Source organism: Streptomyces sp. NPDC048416 (genome assembly GCF_043200435.1).
In the GTDB taxonomy this organism is placed as follows: Bacteria; Actinomycetota; Actinomycetes; order Streptomycetales; family Streptomycetaceae; genus Streptomyces.
In genome coordinates this window covers 31,086-52,884 of record NZ_JBICXU010000013.1, presented here as the reverse complement: position 1 = coordinate 52,884, position 21,799 = coordinate 31,086, and the positions used below count along the sequence as shown (strand labels likewise).

The 21,799-nt window shown below is 71.9% G+C and carries 17 protein-coding genes and 1 riboswitch; of the genes, 13 read left to right on the top strand and 4 right to left on the bottom strand.

Going from position 1 to position 21,799, the window contains the following annotated elements; translation table 11 throughout:
• Positions 1 to 9 precede the first annotated feature (9 nt).
• From ACGFW5_RS18620 to ACGFW5_RS18600, 5 genes are all read left to right on the top strand, one after another.
• The gene (locus ACGFW5_RS18620) at positions 10 to 819 is read left to right on the top strand and encodes a c-type cytochrome (protein ID WP_393835322.1); all 810 of its coding nucleotides are present in this window, start codon (positions 10 to 12) and stop codon (positions 817 to 819) included.
• Positions 816 to 1,865, top strand: coding sequence for a Rieske 2Fe-2S domain-containing protein (locus ACGFW5_RS18615; protein ID WP_393835321.1), 1,050 nt, complete (start codon positions 816 to 818; stop codon positions 1,863 to 1,865). Before ACGFW5_RS18620 ends, ACGFW5_RS18615 begins: the two co-directional genes overlap by 4 nt.
• Positions 1,862 to 3,487 carry a cytochrome bc complex cytochrome b subunit gene (locus ACGFW5_RS18610; protein ID WP_393835320.1) on the top strand — a complete coding sequence of 542 codons (1,626 nt, stop codon included), beginning with the start codon at positions 1,862 to 1,864 and terminating at the stop codon, positions 3,485 to 3,487. Before ACGFW5_RS18615 ends, ACGFW5_RS18610 begins: the two co-directional genes overlap by 4 nt.
• A 192-nt stretch (positions 3,488 to 3,679) precedes the next feature.
• Positions 3,680 to 4,744, top strand: coding sequence for an anthranilate phosphoribosyltransferase (gene trpD / locus ACGFW5_RS18605; protein WP_393835319.1), 1,065 nt, complete (start codon positions 3,680 to 3,682; stop codon positions 4,742 to 4,744).
• A 100-nt stretch (positions 4,745 to 4,844) separates the two neighbouring features.
• Positions 4,845 to 4,962: riboswitch (SAM riboswitch) on the top strand.
• Between the two features lie 248 nt (positions 4,963 to 5,210).
• Entirely contained in the window at positions 5,211 to 6,644 is a 1,434-nt protein-coding gene (locus ACGFW5_RS18600) for an aminotransferase class V-fold PLP-dependent enzyme (RefSeq protein ID WP_393835318.1), read from the top strand.
• Between the two features lie 647 nt (positions 6,645 to 7,291).
• Here ACGFW5_RS18600 and ACGFW5_RS18595 read toward each other — a convergent pair.
• Positions 7,292 to 7,573 carry an Lrp/AsnC ligand binding domain-containing protein gene (locus tag ACGFW5_RS18595; protein ID WP_393835317.1) on the bottom strand — a complete coding sequence of 94 codons (282 nt, stop codon included), beginning with the start codon at positions 7,571 to 7,573 and terminating at the stop codon, positions 7,292 to 7,294.
• A complete protein-coding gene (locus tag ACGFW5_RS18590; protein WP_393835316.1) occupies positions 7,570 to 8,319 on the bottom strand; it encodes a rhomboid family intramembrane serine protease in 750 nt (249 codons plus the stop codon). The genes ACGFW5_RS18595 and ACGFW5_RS18590 overlap by 4 nt, the downstream gene beginning before the upstream one ends.
• A 155-nt stretch (positions 8,320 to 8,474) precedes the next feature.
• Here ACGFW5_RS18590 and ACGFW5_RS18585 point away from each other — a divergent pair, with 155 nt between their 5' ends.
• The 6 genes from ACGFW5_RS18585 to ACGFW5_RS18560 all read left to right on the top strand — a co-directional run bounded on the left by ACGFW5_RS18585 (position 8,475) and on the right by ACGFW5_RS18560 (position 15,743).
• Positions 8,475 to 8,729 carry a hypothetical protein gene (locus ACGFW5_RS18585; RefSeq protein WP_393835315.1) on the top strand — a complete coding sequence of 85 codons (255 nt, stop codon included), beginning with the start codon at positions 8,475 to 8,477 and terminating at the stop codon, positions 8,727 to 8,729.
• Between the two features lie 46 nt (positions 8,730 to 8,775).
• On the top strand, positions 8,776 to 10,137 hold the full coding sequence (locus ACGFW5_RS18580; RefSeq protein WP_393835314.1) for an NYN domain-containing protein: 1,362 nt from the start codon (positions 8,776 to 8,778) through the stop codon (positions 10,135 to 10,137).
• A gap of 274 nt (positions 10,138 to 10,411) precedes the next feature.
• Entirely contained in the window at positions 10,412 to 11,437 is a 1,026-nt protein-coding gene (locus ACGFW5_RS18575; RefSeq protein ID WP_393835421.1) for an NlpC/P60 family protein, read from the top strand.
• Between the two features lie 239 nt (positions 11,438 to 11,676).
• Complete coding sequence (locus ACGFW5_RS18570) at positions 11,677 to 12,705, top strand: NlpC/P60 family protein (RefSeq protein WP_393835313.1); 1,029 nt, start codon at positions 11,677 to 11,679, stop codon at positions 12,703 to 12,705.
• Positions 12,706 to 12,720: 15 nt separating this feature from the next.
• Entirely contained in the window at positions 12,721 to 13,953 is a 1,233-nt protein-coding gene (locus tag ACGFW5_RS18565; RefSeq protein WP_393835312.1) for a hypothetical protein, read from the top strand.
• 488 nt (positions 13,954 to 14,441) lie between these two features.
• The gene (locus ACGFW5_RS18560) at positions 14,442 to 15,743 is read left to right on the top strand and encodes an MATE family efflux transporter (protein ID WP_393835311.1); all 1,302 of its coding nucleotides are present in this window, start codon (positions 14,442 to 14,444) and stop codon (positions 15,741 to 15,743) included.
• On the opposite strand, the gene ACGFW5_RS18555 is transcribed toward ACGFW5_RS18560, so the two are convergent.
• Positions 15,659 to 16,888: a glycosyltransferase 87 family protein gene (locus ACGFW5_RS18555; RefSeq protein WP_393835310.1), complete on the bottom strand. Its 1,230-nt coding sequence runs from the start codon at positions 16,886 to 16,888 to the stop codon at positions 15,659 to 15,661. The genes ACGFW5_RS18560 and ACGFW5_RS18555 overlap by 85 nt on opposite strands.
• Before the next feature lie 161 nt (positions 16,889 to 17,049).
• Here ACGFW5_RS18555 and ACGFW5_RS18550 point away from each other — a divergent pair, with 161 nt between their 5' ends.
• Complete coding sequence (locus ACGFW5_RS18550; RefSeq protein WP_393835309.1) at positions 17,050 to 18,192, top strand: glycosyltransferase family 4 protein; 1,143 nt, start codon at positions 17,050 to 17,052, stop codon at positions 18,190 to 18,192.
• A gap of 687 nt (positions 18,193 to 18,879) precedes the next feature.
• On the opposite strand, the gene ACGFW5_RS18545 is transcribed toward ACGFW5_RS18550, so the two are convergent.
• Positions 18,880 to 20,676 carry an AMP-dependent synthetase/ligase gene (locus ACGFW5_RS18545; RefSeq protein ID WP_393835308.1) on the bottom strand — a complete coding sequence of 599 codons (1,797 nt, stop codon included), beginning with the start codon at positions 20,674 to 20,676 and terminating at the stop codon, positions 18,880 to 18,882.
• Positions 20,677 to 20,951: 275 nt separating this feature from the next.
• On the opposite strand from ACGFW5_RS18545, the gene ACGFW5_RS18540 reads away from it, so the two are divergent.
• Positions 20,952 to 21,713, top strand: coding sequence for a metallophosphoesterase (locus tag ACGFW5_RS18540; RefSeq protein ID WP_393835307.1), 762 nt, complete (start codon positions 20,952 to 20,954; stop codon positions 21,711 to 21,713).
• Positions 21,714 to 21,799: the final 86 nt, after the last annotated feature.

Sequence of the window (21,799 nt, the reverse complement as noted above, 5' to 3'; positions counted from 1 at the left end):
GGGTAATCCGTGAAAAAGCTCTCCGCACGACGACGCCATCCGCTGGCGGCGGTCGTCGTCCTACTCCTCGCGCTGGCGGCCACCGGGGGGCTGTACGCCGCGTTCGCGCCCGCGGGCAAGGCACAGGCTGACGAAACCGCCCAGTCCCTCGCCATCGACGAGGGCAAGAAGCTCTACTCCGTCGGCTGCGCCAGCTGCCACGGAACCGGCGGTCAGGGAACCTCTGACGGCCCCTCCCTGGTCGGCGTGGGCGCCGCCGCCGTCGACTTCCAGGTCGGCACCGGCCGTATGCCGGCGCAGCAGCCCGGCGCGCAGGTGCCGAAGAAGAAGGTCATCTACACCCAGCCCGAGATCGACCAGCTCCGCGCGTACGTGGCTTCGCTGGGCGCCGGTCCGAGCGTGCCGACCGAATCGCAGTACAACCCGAGCGGTGCCGACGTCGCCAAGGGCGGCGAACTGTTCCGCACCAACTGCGCCCAGTGCCACAACTTCACGGGTGAGGGCGGTGCCCTGACGAACGGCAAGTTCGCCCCCAGCCTGGAGGACGTGGACCCCAAGCACATCTACGAGGCCATGCAGACCGGCCCGCAGAACATGCCGTCCTTCCCGGACACGACGATGCCGCAGAAGCAGAAGCAGGACATCATCGCGTACCTGCACGCCGTGAACAGCGACACGTCCGCGAGCCCCGGCGGCCTCAAGCTCGGCGGGCTCGGCCCGGTCGCCGAGGGCCTGTTCGGCTGGATCTTCGGTCTGGGTGTCCTCATCGCAGTAGCCATCTGGGTCGCGGCCCACACCGCTAAGGCCAAGAAGTCATGAGTAGCCAAGAGAATTCCGAGAGCCTGCCTGAAGCGCAGGCCACCGCGCACGACGCGGTGGAGACCGTGAGCGACCCCTTCGCCGACCCCGGACTGCCGGCCCACAAGCCGCGCGTCCAGGACATCGACGAGCGGGCGGCCAGGCGGTCCGAGCGCGTGGTCGCGTTCCAGTTCTTCCTGTCCATGGTCGCGACGGTCGGCTTCATCGCCTCCTACGTGATCTTCCCGATCGACAAGATCGTCTACATCTTCCCGTTCGGGCACGTCAGCGTGCTGAACTTCGCCCTGGGTCTGACCCTGGGCGTGGCGCTGTTCTGCATCGGATCGGGCGCGGTCCACTGGGCCCGCACCTTGATGTCGGACGTCGAGATGCCGGCCGAGCGACACGAGATCGCGGCCCCGCCGGAGGTCAAGGCGCAGGTCCTGGCCGACTTCAAGCAGGGCGCGGCCGAGTCCGGCTTCGGCCGGCGCAAGCTGATCCGCAACACCATGTTCGGCGCGCTGGCCCTGGTGCCGCTCTCCGGTGTGATGCTGCTGCGCGACCTGGGCACGCTGCCCGAGGAAAAGCTGCGGCACACCATGTGGTCCAAGGGCAAGGCCCTGATCAACATGAACACCAACGAGCCGCTGCGTCCCGAGGACCTGGTGGTCGGTTCCCTCACCTTCGCCAAGCCCGAGGGCCTGGAGGAGGACGCGGAGGACTTCCAGACGCAGATCGCCAAGGCCGCCCTGATGCTCGTCCGGATCAAGCCGGAGGACATCAAGGACAAGCGCGAGCTCGAATGGTCGCACCAGGGCATCGTCGCGTACTCGAAGATCTGCACCCACGTCGGTTGCCCGATCTCCCTGTACGAGCAGCAGACGCACCACGTGCTCTGCCCGTGCCACCAGTCCACCTTCGACCTCTCCGACGGCGCCCGCGTCATCTTCGGCCCGGCCGGACACGCCCTTCCGCAGCTGCGGATCGGCGTGAATGACGAGGGTTACCTCGAAGCGCTCGGCGACTTCGATGAGCCCGTCGGTCCTGCCTTCTGGGAGCGCGGATGAGCACCACGACAGACGCACGGCGCGAAGCGCCCGCCGGCGAGCGGATCGCGGACTGGGCGGACGGCCGGCTCGGGATCTACTCCCTGGCCAAGGCCAACATGCGCAAGATCTTCCCGGACCACTGGTCCTTCATGCTCGGCGAGATCTGCATGTACAGCTTCATCATCATCATCCTCACGGGTGTGTATCTGACGCTGTTCTTCCACCCGAGCATGAACGAGGTCGTCTACGACGGCTCGTACGTGCCGCTCCAGGGCATGCACATGTCCGAGGCGTTCAACTCGACCCTGCACATCAGCTTCGATGTGCGCGGTGGTCTGCTGATCCGGCAGATCCACCACTGGGCGGCGCTGATCTTCCTCGCCGGCATGTTCGTGCACATGATGCGCGTGTTCTTCACGGGCGCCTTCCGCAAGCCGCGCGAGGTCAACTGGCTGTTCGGCTTCCTGCTGTTCGTCCTCGGCATGTTCACCGGCTTCACCGGTTACTCGCTCCCGGACGACCTGCTCTCGGGCACCGGTGTCCGCTTCATCGACGGCGCGATCCTGTCCGTGCCGGTCGTCGGCACGTACCTGTCGTTCTTCCTGTTCGGCGGAGAGTTCCCCGGCGGCGACTTCGTGGCCCGGTTCTACTCGGTGCACATCCTGCTGCTGCCGGGCATCATGCTCGGCCTGATGGTGGCGCACCTGATCCTGGTCTTCTACCACAAGCACACCCAGTTCGCGGGTCCCGGACGGACGAACAAGAACGTCGTCGGCATGCCGCTGCTCCCGGTGTACATGGCGAAGGCGGGCGGCTTCTTCTTCCTGGTGTTCGGCGTGATCGCGGTCATCGCCGCGATCGCCTCGATCAACCCGATCTGGGCGATCGGCCCCTACCGGCCGGACCAGGTCTCCACCGGCGCCCAGCCCGACTGGTACATGGGCTTCCCCGAAGGCCTCATCCGTGTGATGCCGGGCTGGGAGATCAACCTGTGGGGCCACACGCTCGTCCTGGGCGTGTTCATCCCGCTGCTGGTCTTCCCGCTGGTCCTGGCGGCCATCGCGGTGTACCCGTTCATCGAGTCCTGGGTCACCGGCGACAAGCGCGAGCACCACATGGCGGAACGGCCGCGCAACGCGCCGACCCGTACCGCGTTCGGTGTCGCGTGGATCACCTGGTACATGGTGCTGCTGATCGGTGGTGGAAACGACCTCTGGGCGACCCACTTCCACCTCTCGATCAACGTCATCACCTGGTTCGTGCGGATCGCGTTCTTCGTCGCTCCGGTCCTGGCGTTCATCGCCACCAAGCGGGTCTGCCTGGGTCTGCAGCGGCGCGACGCCGAGAAGGTGCTGCACGGACGCGAGTCCGGCATCATCAAGCGGCTGCCGCACGGTGAGTTCGTCGAGATCCACGAGCCGCTGGACGCCGCTGCGCGCTACAAGCTCACCGCGCACGAGCAGTACAAGCCGGCCGAGATCGGCCCGACGGTCGACGAGAACGGTGTCGTCCGCAAGGTCTCCCGGACGCAGAAGCTGCGCGCCAAGCTCAGCAAGGGCTACTACGGCGAGGGCAACCAGATCCCCAAGCCGACGGCCGAGGAGTACAAGGAGATCACGAGCGGCCACGGCCACCACTGATCCCCGCTTGACCTGACGGTCGCCACAACCGAGGCTCCGGCCCGGCCCCTTCACGGGGGCCGGGCCGGAGTCTTTTCACGGCGTCCGCACTGCGGGCACGGGCGCGGACCGCCCGGCGCCTGTCGATAGGCTGACGGGCGGTATCCCGTCCTTTGTGACCACCCCCGTCCCTTGTGACCACCAGGAGCGAGCATGAGCGCTGTTACCCCCACCGGAGGCGACACCGTGGCGGCCTACTCCTGGCCGGGTGTCCTGGACTCACTGCTGAGCGGCGCCGACCAGAGCGAGGACGCGACGGCCTGGGCGATGGACCAGATCATGAGCGGCGAGGCGACCAACGCCCAGATCGCGGGCTTCATGGTCGCCCTGCGCGCCAAGGGCGAGACGATCGCCGAGATCACCGGTCTGGTGCGCACCATGTACGAGCACGCCCACCTGATCGAGGTGCCGGGGCCCAGCGTCGACATCGTCGGCACCGGCGGCGACGGCGCCAAGACCGTCAACATCTCCACCATGTCGGCCATCGTGGTGGCCGGGACCGGCGCCAAGGTCGTCAAGCACGGCAACCGCGCCGCGTCCTCCGCCAGCGGCGCATCCGACGTCCTGGAAAAACTCGGCGTCAATCTGAAACTGTCGCCGAAGCGGGTGGTGGAGGTGGCCGAGGAGGCCGGGATCACCATGTGCTTCGCGGTGACGTTCCACCCCGCCCTGCGGTACGTGGCCGCCGCCCGCAAGGAGCTGGGCATCCGCACCACCTTCAACGTGCTGGGCCCGCTCACCAATCCGGCGAAGGTACGCGCCCAGGCGACCGGGGTCGCCGATGTGAGGATGGCTCCCATCGTGGCGGGCGTGCTCGCCGAGCGCGGTTCGTCCGCGCTGGTCTTCCGCGGCGACGACGGCCTGGACGAGCTCACCACCACCGCCACCTCGCGGGTCTGGGTGGTGCGTGACGGCGCCGTGCGCGAGGAGGCCTTCGACCCGCGCGACGTCGGCATCCAGATCGTGCCCATCCAGGCCCTGCGCGGCGGCGACCCCTCGGAGAACGCGGAGATCGTCCGCCGGCTCCTCGCCGGGGAGCGGGGGCCGGTGCGCGACGCGGTGCTGCTCAACTCGGCGGCCGCGCTGGTCGCCCTGGGACCCGGCGGCGGCCCGCTCGCCGAACAGCTCGGCGCCGCGATGACCCGGGCCGCCGAGGCCATCGACTCCGGGGCGGCCGGGCGGACCCTGGAGCGCTGGGTCGCGGCGAGCAACGCGTGAGCCGTACGCCATCGGCCGGACCCTGATGTGACGTGAGGCGCAGTCCGGATCGCGGACTGCGCCTTGCGCACGCGGCGACGTGTGGCAGGATGCTGTTCAAGGTCATGAGTGACAGCGATTTAGGCCCCGGCTCGCTGTCCGGCAACCCTCCGTCCGTGGCGGGGTGCCCCGGGTGAAGACCAGGTCGTGGGCAGCAAGGCCCACGGCAAGCGCGGACCCCTGGACATCGCGTGATGTCACAGCCCTGGGGTCCTGGTCCTCAAGGGAGCAGTCTCGTGAGCAAGCGAATGCGATAGGGCGTACCGCCCCTTCTTCACCCTCCTCCGCGCAGCCGCCTGAGTGCCGCGTGTCTGAGGACAACCCCCGTGCACAGCACCGCAGTTGAGCCCTCCCCTTCGGGACGGGGCCGCGCTGCCGTACCCGGGGTCCGAAGCCGACTCGCCTTGCCCTGCTGGGAGATACCGCCATGTCCGCACGCCCCGCCGCCCCCGCCGTCGCCGCCCCCACCGTCATCGAGTCCGCCGTCGTCGAGGCCGCTGTCGTCGAAACCGCCGAGCCCTGCTGTGCGGCGCCGCTGCCGGTGCTCGGCCGCGATGTCACCGTGCCGCTGGTCACCGGCGGCGAGGTGACGTACGCCGCCCTCGACTACGCGGCGAGCGCGCCCGCCCTCCAGCGGGTCTGGGACGACGTCGCCGCGTACGCCCCCTACTACGCCAGCGTGCACCGCGGAGCCGGCTACCTCTCGCAGCTCTCCACCGACCTGTTCGAGAGCAGCCGCGTCACGGTCGCGGAATTCCTCGACTGCCGCCCCGGTGACCAGGTCGTCTTCACCCGCTCCACCACCGACTCGCTGAACCTGCTCGCCCAGGCACTCCCCGCCGGCTGCCAGGTCTTCGTCTTCGAGACCGAGCACCACGCCTCGCTGCTGCCCTGGCAGGACGCCCACGTCACGTACCTGGACGCGCCCCGCACCCCGCGGCAGGCCGTCGAGACACTGGAGCGCGCGCTCGCCGACCGTGACCCCTACGGGCCCGCGCTGGTCTGCGTCACCGGCGCGTCCAACGTCACCGGAGAGCTGTGGCCGGTACGCGAACTCGCCGCCGCGGCGCACGCCCACGGCGCTCGCATCGTGCTCGACGCCGCCCAGCTCGCGCCCCACCACCCCGTCTCCGTAAGGGAGTTGGACGTCGACTGGGTCGCCTTCTCCGGGCACAAGCTGTACGCGCCGTTCGGCTCGGGCGTGCTGGCGGGCCGCGCGGACTGGCTCCAGGCGTCCGCTCCGTACCTGGCCGGCGGCGGCGCCTCCAAGAAGGTCGCCCGGCGCGCCGACGGCGGCGTGGACGTCGAGTGGCACACGACGGCCGCGCGCCACGAGGCCGGCTCGCCCAACGTCATCGGTGTCTACGCCATCGCCTCCGCCTGCAAGGCGCTCACCGAGGCGGGCTTCGACGCGCTCGTCGAGCGGGAGCGGCACCTGATCGCGAAGGTCCGCGCGGGGCTTGCCGAGGTCCCCGCGGTGCGGGTCCTGTCGTTGTTCGGGGACGACGCGCCCCGGGTCGGCGTCATCTCGTTCGTCGTCGAGGGCTGGAACAGCTCGCACTTCGCGGCGGCGCTCTCCGCGGAGTACGGGATCGGGGTGCGCGACGGGCTCTTCTGCGCCCACCCGCTGGTACGCACGCTGCTCGGCAGCGACCCGCAGGACCCGGGGGAGTGCGGGGCGCCGGAGGCCGAGCCGGGTGAGCGCTCGCTGAACGCGATCCGGGTCAGCTTCGGGGCGGGCACGCCGGACGAGCACGTGGAGCGTTTTGTGGGGGCGGTGCGGGGGCTCGTGGCCGAGGGCGCGAAGTGGCAGTACCGCACGGAGTCCGGCCGCTGCGTCCCGGCGGCCCAGCCCCGCTGAGCCCCACCGCCCTGCGGCTCCGCCCCAGACCCCGCCGCGCCTGTACGGCGTCCCCCACTGCCCTGGGGCTCCGCCCCAGACCCCGCCCGCGCCTGGCCGGCCCTCGTCCTCCCCCACTGCCCTGGGGCTCTGCCCCAGACCCCGCCGCGCCTGAACGGCGCTCGTCCTCAATCGCCGGACAGGCTGAAGATGCCCATGCTGTCCGGCATCGCGCAGCTCGGGGTGTCCTACAGAGGCGCGGGACTGCGTCATTGCGCGGCTCCGCCGCGGTGGGCGCGAGGGGTGGTTCGGGGTGCCCTACAGGGGCGCGGGACTGTGTCGTTGCGCGGCTCCGCCGCGGTGGGCGCGAGGGGCAATTCCGGGCGCCCTACAGGGGCGCGGGGAACTGCGCGCGAAGCGACCACGGCCCGCGGTCGAGATCGGGTTTCGGGGGCGCGGGGAACTGCGCGAGAAGCGACCACGGCCCGCGGTCGGTATCGGGTTTCAGGGGCGCGGGGAACTGCGCGGCAGCCGCCTGCCGGGCAGGCTGAAGGCGTGGGCCCTGCCCGGCACCGGCGCTGCCAAGGGGCGCGGGGAACTGCGCGAGGAGCGACCGCGGTCGGCGGACGGCGGCGGGTTCAGGGGCGCGGGGAACTGCGCGAGGGGGCTCAGGAGTCCAGGCCGATGGCGAAGGCCGCTTCCAGGTCGTGCTGGGAGTACGTGCGGAACGCCACGTGCGTGTCCGTGCCCCGCACACCGGGAATCTTGCTGATGCTGCCCGGAATGACGTCCGCCAGGTCGTCGTGCCGGGCCACCCTGACCAGCGCGATCAGATCGTACGTGCCGGTCACCGAGTACACCTCGCTCACACTGTCGAGCGCCGCGATGGACTCCGCGATCTCGGGAATCCGGTCCACGCTGGTCTTGATGAGCACGATCGCGGTGATCACGGCTGGCTTTCTCCCTCGGTGGCGGCCGCACCCGCGCGTTCCACGGGCTTTCGGCGTTTCACTCTATCCGTCCCGCGGAAACGGGCCCACGCGTAGAGGAAGCCGAGGCCGAAGCCGACGAGATGGGCGAGATAGGCCACCCCGGGCCCGGACGACGAGCTCTGGATCGCCAGCCATTGCAGGGCGAACCAGAACACGAGCACGATCCAGGCGGGGAAGCGCAGCGGCAGGAAGAGCAGGAACGGGAAGATGCTGGTCACCCGCGCCCTGGGGAAGAGGTGGAGGAAGGCGCCGAGGACCGCCGAGATGGCCCCGGACGCCCCCACCAGGGTCTGGTCCGACTCCGCATGCGCCAGCGCGTACCCGAGCAGCGCCAGATAGCCCGACACGACGTAGAACAGGGCGAACTCGATCCGCCCGACGCGCTCCTCCGTCATCCCCCCGAACACGTACAGGAACAGCATGTTGCCCAGCAGGTGCAGCCAGCTGCCGTGGACGAACAGCGCGGTGAGCGGGGTGAGCAGCGCGTGCGGGCGCCCCGTCATGAGCTCCTTGGGGAGCACGCCCCAGCGCGTGAAGTAGTCGCTCTGGGCGCTCAGGATCGCGTCGCCCGTCCCGTAGGCCGGGTTCAGGCCGGAGACCGGGCTCGCCAGGAAGAGCAGGCAGCACGCGGCGATCAGCCCGTACGTCACGGTCGGGCCCCGTACCGCGCCCCGGACGAATGCCGCTCCCCGCCACCTGATCATGGGGAGAGAATGGCCTAAAGGGAGCTTTCGGTACAGACCGCCTCGCCGTGTCGGCGGCCGACGGGTAGGCCGTAGGGTTGCGGGCAGTACTCCCGCAGTTCGATGGCGCACCGCGAGATCCTGGACCATGGAAGTGGAAAAGAGGGCGGCACCACATGACCACCGTTCCCCAGCCGACCGCCGAGACCCGGTGGCGCTGCACGCTCTGCGGAAACCTCACCCGTTTCGATGTCACCCGCTCGTCGAAAGTGATCGAGTACGTCCATCTGGACCTCGCCGGAGAGCCCAAGGTGGAGGAACGCGAGGTGGTCAGTGAGACCATCGAGTCGGTCCGCTGCCGCTGGTGCAACGCGGTGGACCGGATCGAGCTGGTGGACAGGCCGGGTACCGACTCCGCGACCGCTTCCTGAGAGGCGGCCGCCCACGCGGTACTGATGACAGTTGGGGTGACGGATTGTGGAGCATGCAAGCGGCGCTGAACCGGCCGCTGCGGCCGGCGACGGCCCCGCCGAGGTGCTCGACCGCCCGCTGCCCGAAGGGGTGCGGCGCCGGGTCGTCGCCTTCGTCTCCGAGGCGTTCGGCGGCCTGACCGTCGCCGAACTGCCCGGGCAGCTGCGGCAGTACGCCCGCTTCACCCCCACCCGGCGCACCAAGTTCGCGGGCAACGCGATGGCCACCGCCCTGGAGAGCGACCCGGTCTTTCGCCAGCGCGTCGGCGAGCGGCTGAAGGAGGCGCAGCCGGAGCTTGCCGGGGCCGTCGAGGCGGGCTCGCCGCCCGCGGCCGCCGACCCCGTAGACGTGGCGGCCGCCGCCTATGTGCTGCGCCCCGCCGGCTGGGTCAAGCTGGTCGCGGCCGCGGGCGAGGAGGCACAGCGGGCGTTCGCCGAGCGGGCCGAGGAGGAGGGCCGGCGTGAGGTGGAGCGGCTGCGCGACGAGCTGGCCGAGGCGCGCGCCCTGATCAAGTCCGAGAACGAGACGCTGCGCGCCGAGCTGCTTGCCGCCCGCAAGGAGGCGGAAGCGCTCCAGCGCAAGCTGCGCAGTGCCCAGAGTGATGTGAAGCGGGGCGAGGCCGCCCTGCGCAAGGTCGTCTCCGAGATCGACGGAGCCAAGGCAGAGGCGGCCGCCCAGGTGGCCGCCGCCGAGAGCGAGTCGCGGCGGCTCAAGACGCGGCTGAGCGAGGCCGAGGCGGGCCTTGAGGCCAGCCGGCGCGCGGTGCGCGAGGGGCGTTCGGTGGAGGACATGCGGCTGCGGCTGCTGCTCGACACCGTCCTCGAAGGCGCCCAGGGCCTGCGCCGTGAACTGGCCCTGCCGCCCGCCTCGGTACGCCCCGCCGACACCGTGGACGCGGTCGCGCCGGGCACCATGACACCCAAGGACATCGCGGCCCGCGCCCTGTCGGAGACCGACCCGGCGCTGCTCGACCAGCTGCTCGCGCTGCCCCAGGTGCATCTGCTCGTGGACGGCTACAACGTCACCAAGACCGGCTATCCGACGATGCCGTTGGAGAAGCAGCGCCTGCGCCTGCTCGGCGGGCTCTCCGTGCTGGCCGCGCAGACGGGCGCCGAGGTCACCTGTGTCTTCGACGGCGCGGAGCTGGCGGCTCCGGTGCTGCTCGCGCCGCCCAGGGGCGTGCGGGTGCTGTTCTCCAAGCCCGGAGTGACCGCGGACGAGCTGATCCGTCAGCTGGTGCGGGCCGAGCCCTCGGGGCGGCCCGTGGTGGTCGTCTCGACGGACAAGGAGGTCGCGGACGGTGTGGCGAAGGCGGGCGCGCGACCGGTCGCCTCGCTGCTGCTCCTGAAGCGGCTTTCACGGGTCTGAGGCTTTGCGGGCGTTCTGCAACTCCTGTGTTCAATGCCCGAATTCGGGTGATCGCTGTCGAGCACTCCGTCAAGTGCCAACTACTGCGCGTGGGATGACAGTAAAGAATCCTCTCGGTGACCGGATTTTTCGCCATCAGGATTTGAACTGATCACGGGATGGTCACTAGGGTCGGGCCTCGTACCTTCATGCGGTTGATCACTCGTTCGGGGTGTCCATGGAGGTCCCGCCGATGTGCTCTGTCCGGCGGCCGAGGAAGAAGGAGCTCGCCTTCGTGGGGTCCCACCGTCGTCCCAAGCCCGCGAGCCGCACTCGTGTGACCGTGCTCAGTGCGACCGCCGCCGCGGTCGTCGCCCTCACCTCGCAGGCCGCGCAGGCCGACCCCAAGCCCACCAAGGACGAGGTCAAGAGCAAGGTCGACAAGCTCTACGACGAGGCCGAGCAGGCGACCGAGACGGCCAACGGCGCCAAGGAGAAGCAGGGTCAGCTGGAGAAGCAGATCAGCGAGATCCAGGACCAGGTGGCCCGCGGTCAGCAGGAGCTCAACACCCTGCGCAGCGGCCTCGGTTCGATGGCATCGGCGCAGTACCGCTCCGGTGGCATGGACCCCTCGCTCGCGCTCTTCCTCTCCTCCAACCCCGACGACTTCCTGGACAAGGCCTCCACGCTCGACCAGCTGAGCACCACTCAGGCCCAGGCGCTGGAGAAGATCCAGGCCAAGCAGCGCACCCTCGCGCAGCAGCGCAAGGAAGCCCAGGACAAGCTGAAGGACCTCGCCGACACCAGCAAGGTGCTCGACGACAAGAAGAAGGAAGTCCAGGGCAAGCTCGGCGACGCGCAGAAACTGCTCAACACGCTGACCGCGCAGGAGAAGGCCGCGCTCGCCGCGGACACCGCGCGCGCCAACCGCTCCACCGAGCGCCCGGACCTCGGTAAGGACGTCCCCGCGTCGGGCGTCGGAGGCGCCGCACTCGCCGCGGCCCAGGGCCAGCTCGGCAAGCCGTACAGCTACGGCAAGACCGGCATGGCGTCCTGGGACTGCTCGGGCCTGACGGGCTACGCCTACGCCCAGGCGGGCGTCCAACTGCCGCGCACCTCCCAGGAGCAGGCCACCCGGGGCACCCGGATAGGCCGCAGCGAACTCAAGCCCGGCGACCTCGTGCTCTTCTTCGGCGACCTGCACCACATCGGCCTGTACGCCGGCAACAACATGGTGCTGCACGCCCCGCACACCGGCGCGGTCGTCCGGTACGAGTCGATGAACAACATGCCGTTCCAGTTCGGTGTGCGCATCGGCTGACCCGCCTTTCCCTTCGTCAGCCGCCGACACCGCCCAAACGGGCGAATCACGGCACCGCACGCTGACGCGACGCCCCGCTGGTGACCTGTGCTCTCCGGTGGGGCGTCACTGTGCGTAAGGGGCGCGGTCGTTGGTCCACGGGTGATCGTCCGGTTACTGTCCGGCGTGCGGTTTCCCCGGTGACTCGCCGCCCGCCCGGGCGGCAGGGGCCGCACGCAGTGCAAGGGAGTGCGGCATCCGTGGCGTCCCATCGCCGGCCTTCGCAGTCGGGCCTGACCCAGAGCGCCCGCGTCACCGTCCTTTCGGCCGCGGCGGCGACGGCCGCGGCGGCCCTCGCGGCGCCCGGCGCGAGCGCTGCCCCGCACGACCCGGGCTCGTCGGCGAAGGCCACCGTCGACCGGCTCTTCGAACAGGCCGAACAGGCCACCGAGCAGTACGACAAGGCCGATGAGCACGCCCAGCAGCTGCGCCGGCAGGTCGGGCAGGCACAGGACCGCGTCGCACGCGGCCAGGAGAAGATCAACCGGATGCGGGGCGCGCTGGGCGCGATCGCCGGGGCGCAGTACCGCTCGGGCGGCATCGACCCCACCCTCGACCTGTTCCTGTCCTCCAACCCCGAGACCTATCTCGACCGGGCCGCCACCCTCGACCGGCTGAGCGAGCGCCAGGCGGGCGCGCTCGACGACCTCCAGCACGAGCAGCGCCGCCTGGCACAGCAGCGCGCCGAGGCGAGCCACACACTCGTCGAGCTCGAACACAGCCGGGCCGAGGTGGCCCGGCACAAGCGGAGCGTGGAGTCGAAGCTGGCCGCCGCGCGCCGGCTGCTCAACGCGCTGCCGACCGCCGACCGCGCCGCATTCGACCGCGCCTCCCGCTCGGGACGGACCGAACTGCCGCCCCTGTCCGGCTCCGCGCCGGCCTCCTCGCGCGCCGCGGCAGCCGTGATGGCGGCCCGCTCGGCGATCGGCAAACCGTACATCTGGGGCGCCAGCGGGCCCGCCGGCTTCGACTGCTCGGGCCTGATGCAGTGGTCCTACGCCCGGGCCGGCGTCGGACTGCCGCGCACCTCGCAGGAGCAGCGGTACGCCGGCCACCAGGTGCCGCTCTCCGAGGCGAAGCCCGGGGACCTCATCGCCTACCGGCACGACGCGAGCCACATCGCGATGTACGTCGGCAACGGCCAGGTCGTGCACGCCCCCTACCCGGGCGCCCCCGTGCGGTACGACCCCGTCGGGATGATGCCCATTTCCTCGGTGACGCGGGTGTGACCGTACGATCGGCGCGTGGCAGGTCAGGGACGTGGTCGAAGGGCGGGGCGCGGGCGGGCGGCGGGGTGCCTGCTCGCCGGGCTGCTGCTCCTTGCGGGGTGCTCGGCGCCCCGCCCGGCGCCCGACGCCACCGCCGGTGAGGTGCAGCAGGTGCTCGACCGGCGTGCGAGCGCCGTACTCAGGCATGACGAGAGCGGCTATCTGGCGGCCCTCGCCCCCGCCGCGACAGCTCTGCGGGCGTCCCAGCGGGCGGAGTTGGCCAACCTCGCGCAGGTGCCGCTGACCTCCTGGTCGTACCAGGTCACCGGGCTCGACCGGCACGGCGCGTCGGCCACCGCGAAGGTGGACCTGCGCTACCGGGTCCAGGGCTACGACAGCGCGCCCGTGACGGCGGCGCGCACTCTCACCCTCGACCGTGAGGGCGGGCGGTGGTACGTCCGGGACGACCGGCCCGCACCGGGCGCGGCCCAGATGCTGTGGCAGCAGGGACCGGTCACGGCCGTACGCGGCGCCCACAGTCTGATCCTGGGCGTGGGCCAGGACCCGGCGAAGCTGCGCGAGATCGCGACGACGCAGGACGCGGCGGTGCCCGCGGTGTCCTCCGCCTGGCCGGGCCCATGGGCGGGCCGGGTCGTCGTGCTGGTCCCCGCGTCCCTCGACGCCATGGCCGCGCTGCTCGGCGCGCCCGCCGCCTCCTACCGGGGCATCGCGGCGGTGACCACCGGCGAGGCGGGCGGCGCGGGGGCGGCTCCGGCGGACCGCGTGATCATCAATCCGGATGCCTACGCGATCCTCGGCGACCTGGGCCGCAAGGTCGTCCTCACCCATGAGACCACCCATGTCGCCACCCGCGCCCACACCTCTGCCGCCACCCCGATGTGGCTCTCGGAGGGATACGCGGACTGGGTCGGCTACCGCGGCACGGGCCGCACCGCGCCGCAGGCCGCCCCCGAGCTCCAGCGGGCGGTCCGCGCGGGCGACCTCCCCGCCGCCCTGCCGTCGGACGCCGACTTCGGCTTCGACGGCGGCGCGGACCGGCTCGCCAGGGCGTACGAGGGCGGTTGGCTGGCCTGCCGGATGATCGCGGCCCACTGGGGGGATGCGACCCTGGCCCGCTTCTACACCGAGGTGGGCGACCAGCCCCACCGCGAGGGCGCGACGGAAAAGGCCATGACCGACCAACTGGGCCTGACACCAGGGGAGTTCACGACCCAGTGGCGGCAGTACGTACGCGCGCAGCTGGCTTGACCGCCCCGGCCCGCCTGCCCGGTCCTTCACCTGCCGGGCCGCCCCGTCGCCGGCGGGCCCCCGCCCCGCCGCCGGTCCGGTCCGGCCCGCCAAGTTCCCGGTCGGGGCGGTCTACTTGCGAGCCAACCGGCGCCGAGCTGCCCGTCCGCCCGGCCTGCCACTCCTTGCCCTGCGCGCGGGGTCCTGCCCGATCCGGAGTGCACTCCCCGACGCCGCCGCCCGGGCGTCGTACACGTTCACCTGCCGACCGTGCTGGGCTTGTCGCGCAGTTCCCCGCGCCCCTGGCGGCATGCACACTTTGGCCGCTCGTCACAGCTGAGGAAGCCTCTTCAGGGCGCGGGGACCGCCGAGGTGGCCTGGTGTGTGCGGGGTTGGGTGACGAAGGAGTGCGCGGAACGACACGGGACACTGTGGGCACGCTCCGGTCGGCGCCCGGACGGCGAAGGGGCGCGGGGAACTGCGCGAACGGCCCTGCACGGTCCGCGGCCGTGAACGGGGTTCCAGAGGGCGGCGAACGGCGCGGGTGCCTCGGCGCCGACCGGGTGGCCGTCGTCGCCCTTGCCGGCAACGTCGAGAACGTGCTGCTCGGGGTCGTTCTGATGGCCGGGTCGGGCACGACGGTCCTTCTCGCCCGGGCCCGGGGGGCCGGCGACCCCGACGGGGTGCGGGCGGCGGTGCGTGGCGGCTGGGCGCTGTGGGCGCTGCTCACCCCGGCCGTCGCGGTGGGCGGCTTCCTGGGCCGGGAGCCACTGGCCGAACTGGTACTCGGGGGCCACGGCAACCCGGCCGTCCCGCTCGCCACCGGCTACTTCGCCGTCGCGCTGCCGGGCATCGCCGTCTTCTTCGCCACCAACGTCGTGGACGGCATCCTCAAAGGCACCGGCGACACCCGCACCCCGATGCGCCTCGCGCTGCTCGCCAACGGGCTGATCCTGCTGCTCGACCCGCTGCTCATCCTGGGCTGCGGCCTCGGGGTGCGGGGCGCGGCCCTTGCCACCGTACTCGGGCGGACGGCCGCGCTGGCGTGCGGGCTCGTGGTGCTGCGGCGCCGCGCGCTGCCGCGGACGGCCGGTGTCACCCCACGGCATCTGCTCGCCGATCTGCGCCGTACGCTCCGCACCGGCCTACCCCTGTCGGCCGACTTCGTCGTCCGCATGAGCGGGGCGCTCGCCCTGGTCGCCGTCGTCGCCCGCATCGGCGTCGCCGAGGTCGCCGCGTACGGCATCGCCACCAAGGCCATGTACGGGGCGACCATGGCCTTCTACGCGATACGCCAGGCCGCCGCGATCCACACCGCGCGCCTGCTCGGGGGAGGCCGGGACGAGCGGCGGGCCGTCGGACGGGAGGCGCTGCGGCTCTCGGCGGCGGTCGGCTTCGCCGCGTTCCTCGTCCTGTCGGCCACCGCGCCCTGGATCATGGCAGGGTTCGGCGCGAGCGGAGAGGTGGCCGCCGCCGGAACGCTGTACTTGCGCTGCCTCGGTCCTTACCTGCTGCTCCTGGCCTGCTTCATCGCGCTGGGCGGGGTGTTCGACGGCAGTGGCGCCGGCCCGCTCCTGGCCAGGATCACGGGGTGCGGCGTGGCGCTCCAACTCGCGCTCGCCCACGGCCTTTCGGGGCTGGGGCTGCCCGGCGTCTGCCTCGCCATGGCGCTGGCCGCGGCCGCCCAGTGCACGGCCCTCGCGCGGCTCCACCGGCGAACGGGGCCTCAGCGGGTGGCGGAGGGCGCGGCGGTGCGGGCGGCGCGTACGGCCAGCGGGGCACGGACGGACGACGCCGACCGCCACAGATGACGGCAGGCCAGGACGCACGCCGCCACCAGCAGGCCGTTGCGGACCACCAGCAGGAGCACGCCGAGCCAGTCACTGGCCACCACGTGCGCGAACCAGACCGGGAACTCCAGGCACGTCACGCCCGTCGCCGCCAGGACCAGCTGGGCCGGGCGGAGCATCGGACCGCGGCGGAAGACGAGGCACACCGCGCCGAGCCCCACCAGCCACACCAGATACTGCGGGCTGATGACCCGGCTGGTGGTGGTGAACAGCAGTACCGCCGTGAAGGCCGCGTCCGCCAAGGTGCTCGGGCGCCACGGGCCCGGGGACCTCACCCGCCACAGCACCAGCCAGCCCAGGGCGAGCAGACTCAGCACCAGCGCGAGGGCGGACACCAGCGGCACGTACGGCCCGAGGAACTCCACCGAGCCGTAGGTCAACTGCACCCGGCCCCGCCAGCCGAACTGACGCGCCACGTGGAAGACAAGCGCCCCCAGCGACTCGACCTCCGTACCCCGCTCCCGCTGGAAGGTGAGGAAGGCGAACGCGCCCGGCGCCGCCGCGACACAGGCCGCGAGGAGCATGGTGGCGCACGCCGCCGCGGTGATCAGGGCGCGGCGCGGGGCGCGCAGCAGGAGCAGCGCGGGCCACACCTTCAACAGTGCCCCGAACGCGGCGAGCGCGCCCAGGGTCCGCGGATGGCGGGCGCCCGCGAGCAGCGCCGCCACCGCGACGGCGGTCACCATCAGGTCGTAACGGGCGTACGCGGTGGGGCCGAGCAGGGGCACGCCGAGCGTCCACATCCAGGCGCCGTTCAGGCACTTGCCCGGCCGGCCCGCCGCGTACATCAGGAGCGCGAAGACCAGCGTGTCCGCGAGGAGGGCGAGCACGAAGAACGCCGTCGCGTAGTCCAGGAAGGGCAGCACGGCGGGGGAGAGGATCGCGAGCGCGGCGGCCGGCGGGTACTGCCAGGTCACGTCGTCGAGCGGATACGTGCCGGTGCCGAGCACCTGCGACCAGCCCTGGTAGATGACATGGACGTCGCTGGTGGGGTCGGGGCCGGGCAGCACCAGCACCTTGAAGACGCAGAGCAGCAGCAGACAGCGGGTCGCGGCCCAGGTGGCCGCCACCGCGAGGGTGCGCCGGGTGCGCCGGGGGATGCTCATGATGTCCGTCTCGCCGTCCTGTCGGGGCCCGGAACCAGCCATGATGCCGGGTGCCCGGCACCCCCGGCCGTCAGGCGGGGCCGGGCGCATTCCGCTTCCGCGGCGCCGCCCCGCCGACGGCCCTTCGGGTCCGCGCCCCGGGTTCGGTACTGTCGGCGGCGATGCACAAGACCTTGATCGTGACCAATGACTTCCCGCCGCGCCCCGGCGGGATCCAGGCGTTCCTGCACAACATGGCGCTGCGTCTGGATCCCGAGCGGATCGTCGTCTACGCCTCGACGTGGAAGCGCGGCCGCGAGGGCATCGAGGCGACCGCCGCGTTCGACGCCGAGCAGCCGTTCACCGTCGTACGGGACCGCACCACGATGCTGCTGCCCACCCCCCGGGTCACCCGGCGGGCCGTCTCCCTGCTCCGGGAACACGGCTGCTCCTCGGTGTGGTTCGGGGCGGCCGCGCCGCTCGGCCTCATGGGGCCGGCGCTGCGCAGGGCCGGCGCGGAACGCATCGTCGCGACCACGCACGGGCACGAGGCGGGCTGGGCCCAACTCCCCGCCGCGCGGCAGCTGTTGAGGCGGATCGGCGAGGGCACGGACACCATCACCTACCTCGGCGAGTACACCCGGTCCCGGATCGCCGGGGCCCTGACCCAGCAGGCCGCGGCCCGCATGGTGCAGCTTCCGCCCGGCGTGGACGAGAAGACCTTCCACCCCGGCTCGGGCGGCGACGCGGTGCGCGCGCGGCTGGGTCTGGCCGACCGGCCCGTCGTGGTCTGCGTCTCACGGCTGGTGCCGCGCAAGGGCCAGGACACGCTGATCCGGGCCATGCCGGCGATCCTGGCGCAGGTGCCGGACGCGGTGCTGCTCATCGTGGGCGGCGGGCCGTACGAGGCCGATCTGCGCGCACTGGCCTGCGACACCGGGGTCTCGTCCTCGGTCCGCTTCACCGGCGCGGTGCCGTGGTCGGAGCTGCCCGCGCACTACGGCGCCGGTGACGTCTTCGCGATGCCGTGCCGCACCCGGCGCGGCGGTCTGGACGTCGAAGGCCTCGGCATCGTCTACCTGGAGGCCTCGGCGACGGGCCTGCCGGTGGTCGCGGGCGACTCGGGCGGGGCGCCGGACGCGGTCCTGGAGGGCGAGACGGGCTGGGTGGTCCCGGGCGCCACCCCGGGGCCGGTGGCGGAGCGTGTCGTGACCCTGCTCCAGGATTCCGCGCTGCGGCGGCGGATGGGGGAGCGGGGGCGGGCGTGGGTGGAGGAGAGGTGGCGCTGGGATCTCCTGGCGGAGAAGCTGAGAGCGCTGCTGTGAGCGTGCCCGCGAACTTCGCCGTGGCTCAGCCCCTCCACCCCTGACCGGCCCCGACCCCGACCCTGCGGGCCGCGGCGTCCGCCCGCGCAATCCCCCTGGCGGGGCCGGCTTCTGCATGCGGGCCGTAGGTGTGGGGCTGGTTTTTGCGCGCGGGCCGTGCGTGGCTGGTCGCGCAGTTCCCCGCGCCCCTGGCGGGGTTCGTGCTGGCCCGCACTGGTCGCCTCGGCCCCTGGCGGGGTTGGCGCTGGCATCCTCAGCCTGTCCGGCGTTTGAGGACGAGCGCCTTTCAGGCGCGAACGGGGTCTGGGGCGGAGCCCCAGGGCGTCTGCGGGCCGTGCGTGGCTGGTCGCGCAGTTCCCCGCGCCCCTGGCGGGGTCCGTGCTGGCCCGTACCGGTCGCCTCGGCCCCTGGCGGGGTTGGCGCTGGCATCCTCAGCCTGTCCGGCGTTTGAGGACGAGCGCCTTTCAGGCGCGAACGGGGTCTGGGGCGGAGCCCCAGGGCGTCTGCGGGCCGTGCGTGGCTGGTCGCGCAGTTCCCCGCGCCCCTGGCGGGGTCCGTGCTGGCCCGCACCGGTCACGTCGGCCCCCGGCGGGGTCCGCGCTGGCATCCTCAGCCCGTCCGGCGTTTGAGGACGGGCGGTCTTCAGGCGTGAACGGGGTCTGGGGCGGAGCCCCGGGGTGTTCCGGGTCAGGGGGTGTAGATCGCCTCGATCTCGTCCGCGAAGTCCTTCGCCACAACGTTCCGCTTCAGCTTCAGCGACGGCGTAATATGCCCCGCCTCCTCCGTGAACTGCGCCCCGAGGACGCGGAACTTGCGTACCGACTCCGCCTTGGAGACCGCCGCGTTCCCGTCGTCCACCGCCCGCTGCACCTCCGCAAGGAGCTCCGCGTCGTCGCGCAGCGAGAGCGCCGTGGCCCCCACGGGCTTGCCGTGCTCCTCGGCCCAGCGGCCCAGGAACTCCTCGTCCAGGGTGACGAGCGCGCCCACGAAGGGCCGCCCGTCGCCGACCACCATGCACTCCGCGACCAGCGCATGCGCACGGATGCGGTCCTCGATGACCGCCGGCGCGACGTTCTTGCCGCCCGCCGTCACGATGATCTCCTTCTTGCGCCCGGTGATCGCGAGGTAGCCGTCCTCGTCCAGGGTGCCGATGTCACCGGTGTGGAACCAGCCGTCGGCCAGCGCGTCCGCGGTCGCGGCCTCGTTGTTCCAGTAGCCCTGGAACAGGTGCTCGCCGTGCAGCAGCACCTCGCCGTCGTCCGCGATCCGTACGACCGAACCCGGCAGCGGCTGCCCGACCGTGCCGATCTTCGGCCGGTCCCAGGGGTTGAACGCGGTCGCCGCGCAGGACTCGGTCAGGCCGTAGCCCTCAAGGACCGTGAAGCCGATGCCGCGGAAGAAGTGGCCGAGCCGTTCGCCGAGCGGCGCGCCGCCGGAGATCGCGTACTCGCCGCGTCCGCCCAGCACCGCCCGCAGCTTGCTGTAGACCAGCTTGTCGAAGACCTTGTGCTTGACCTTCAGGCCGATCGAGGGCCCCGCGTCCGTGCTGAGCGCCTTGCTGTAGGCGATCGCGGTGTTCGCGGCCTTGTCGAAGATCGCGCCCTTGCCGTCGGCCTGCGCCTTGGCGCGCGCCGAGTTGTAGACCTTCTCGAAGACGCGCGGCACACCGAGGATCAACGTCGGCCGGAAGGAGGCGAGTTCGTCGGTGAGGTTCTTGATGTCCGGTACGCAGCCGAGCTTGATCGGCGCCATCACGGAGGCGACCTCGACCAGCCGCCCGAAGACGTGGGCAGCCGGCAGGAAGAGCAGCACCGAGCACTCGCCGGTGCGGAAGAGCGGCTTGAGCCGTTCCACCACGTTGCCGCACTCCGCGAAGAACGCGCGGTGGGTCAGCACGCACCCCTTGGGGCGGCCGGTGGTGCCCGAGGTGTAGACGATGGTCGCCGGGTCGTCGGCGTGCGCCGACGACATCCGCTGGTCGAGCAGTTCGTCGGAGACGTCCGCGCCGGCCGCGACGAGCCGGGCCACGGCGTCGGCCTCGACCTGCCAGATGCCCTTGAGGGCGGGCAGGGCCGGCCGGACGGAGGCCACGGAGGCCTCGTGCGCCTCGGACTCGACGATGGCGAGCGTCGCGGCGGAGTCGCTGAGGATCCACTGGATCTGCTCGGCGGAGCTGGTCTCGTACACCGGCACCGTGACGGCGCCCGCGCTCCAGATCGCGAAGTCGAGCAGCACCCACTCGTACCGCGTGCGCGAGAGCAGGGCGACCCGGTCGCCCGCCTCGACGCCGGAGGCGATCAGGCCCTTGGCGACGGCGCGCACCTCGGTGAGGAACTGGCGGGCGGTGACATCGGCCCAGGCACCCGCGATCTTGCGGCCCATCACCGCGACATCGGGGTGCTGCGTGGCATTGCGGCGGATCAGATCCGTCAGGTTGCCGTCCGAAGGGACCTCGTACAGGGCCGGAAGGCTGAACTCGCGCAAGACTGCTGCTCCTCATCGGGCGCCGGTGCCACGGCTCTGTGTGACGCACCGGCTGCGGTCCAAGATCGGGCAGGTGCCCGGAGGATTCCGTGGGGGGCGGAACTCCGAGCACGACTGGACTGCCCGGACGTTACCCATGGGTAGTGGGTTCCCGATAGGGGGTTCTGGCCAGATGTTCGGTGCGTCACACAACTTTGACGCTGCTTCGCGCACAGTAGTCCACACCTGTGACCACCACGAAGTAACCGCAGGTCCGACGGCCTAAGGTGGCTCCTATGCGAGTTCATGTGGTCAGTGACGTGCACGGGAACGCCGAGGGCCTGGCCAAGGCGGGTGACGGGGCGGACGCCCTGGTCTGCCTGGGTGACCTGGTCCTCTTCCTCGACTACGCCGACCACGCGCGCGGCATCTTCCCCGACCTGTTCGGCGTCGAGAACGCCCACCGCATCGTCGCCCTGCGCACCGCCCGCCGCTTCGACGAGGCCCGTGACCTGGGGCGCTCACTGTGGGCCGGGCTCGACCGCGAGGCCGCCATCGAAGCCGCGGTGCGCCGCCAGTACGCCGAGCTGTTCGCGGCCTTCCCCACCCCGACGTACGCCACGTACGGCAACGTCGACATGCCGGACCTCTGGCCGCAGTACGCGCGGCCGGGCACCACCGTCCTGGACGGACAGCGCGTCGAGATAGGCGGGCGCGTCTTCGGCTTCGTCGGCGGCGGACTGCGCACCGCGATGCGCACGCCGTACGAGATCTCCGACGAGGAGTACGCCGCGAAGGTCGAGGCGCTGGGCGAGGTCGACGTGCTCTGCTCGCACATCCCGCCCGAGGTCCCCGAGCTCGTCTACGACACCGTGGCCCGCCGCTTCGAGCGCGGCTCGCGCGCCCTGCTCGCGGCGATCAAAAAGACCCGCCCCCGCTACTCGCTGTTCGGCCACGTCCACCAGCCGCTGGCCCGAAGGATGCGCGTCGGGCGCACCGAGTGCATCAACGTCGGCCACTTCGCGGCCACCTCCCGGCCCTTCGCCCTGCAATGGTGATCCGGCCACTGGACCGGCCACCGGCCCGTACGCGATAGCCTGCACCCACCTCCCCACCGCCGCAGGCCCCGCCGGGCGGGGGAGAC

Excerpts from the sequence above, each read along its gene's own strand:
- ACGFW5_RS18550 (WP_393835309.1), top strand. The coding sequence starts at position 17,050 with ATGCACAAGACCTTGATCGTGACCAATGACTTCCCGCCGCGCCCCGGC.
- ACGFW5_RS18555 (WP_393835310.1), bottom strand. The coding sequence starts at position 16,888 with ATGAGCATCCCCCGGCGCACCCGGCGCACCCTCGCGGTGGCGGCCACC.
- ACGFW5_RS18600 (WP_393835318.1), top strand. The coding sequence starts at position 5,211 with ATGTCCGCACGCCCCGCCGCCCCCGCCGTCGCCGCCCCCACCGTCATC.
- ACGFW5_RS18585 (WP_393835315.1), top strand. The coding sequence starts at position 8,475 with ATGACCACCGTTCCCCAGCCGACCGCCGAGACCCGGTGGCGCTGCACG.
- trpD (WP_393835319.1), top strand. The coding sequence starts at position 3,680 with ATGAGCGCTGTTACCCCCACCGGAGGCGACACCGTGGCGGCCTACTCC.
- ACGFW5_RS18615 (WP_393835321.1), top strand. The coding sequence starts at position 816 with ATGAGTAGCCAAGAGAATTCCGAGAGCCTGCCTGAAGCGCAGGCCACC.
- ACGFW5_RS18610 (WP_393835320.1), top strand. The coding sequence starts at position 1,862 with ATGAGCACCACGACAGACGCACGGCGCGAAGCGCCCGCCGGCGAGCGG.
- ACGFW5_RS18540 (WP_393835307.1), top strand. The coding sequence starts at position 20,952 with ATGCGAGTTCATGTGGTCAGTGACGTGCACGGGAACGCCGAGGGCCTG.
- ACGFW5_RS18590 (WP_393835316.1), bottom strand. The coding sequence starts at position 8,319 with ATGATCAGGTGGCGGGGAGCGGCATTCGTCCGGGGCGCGGTACGGGGC.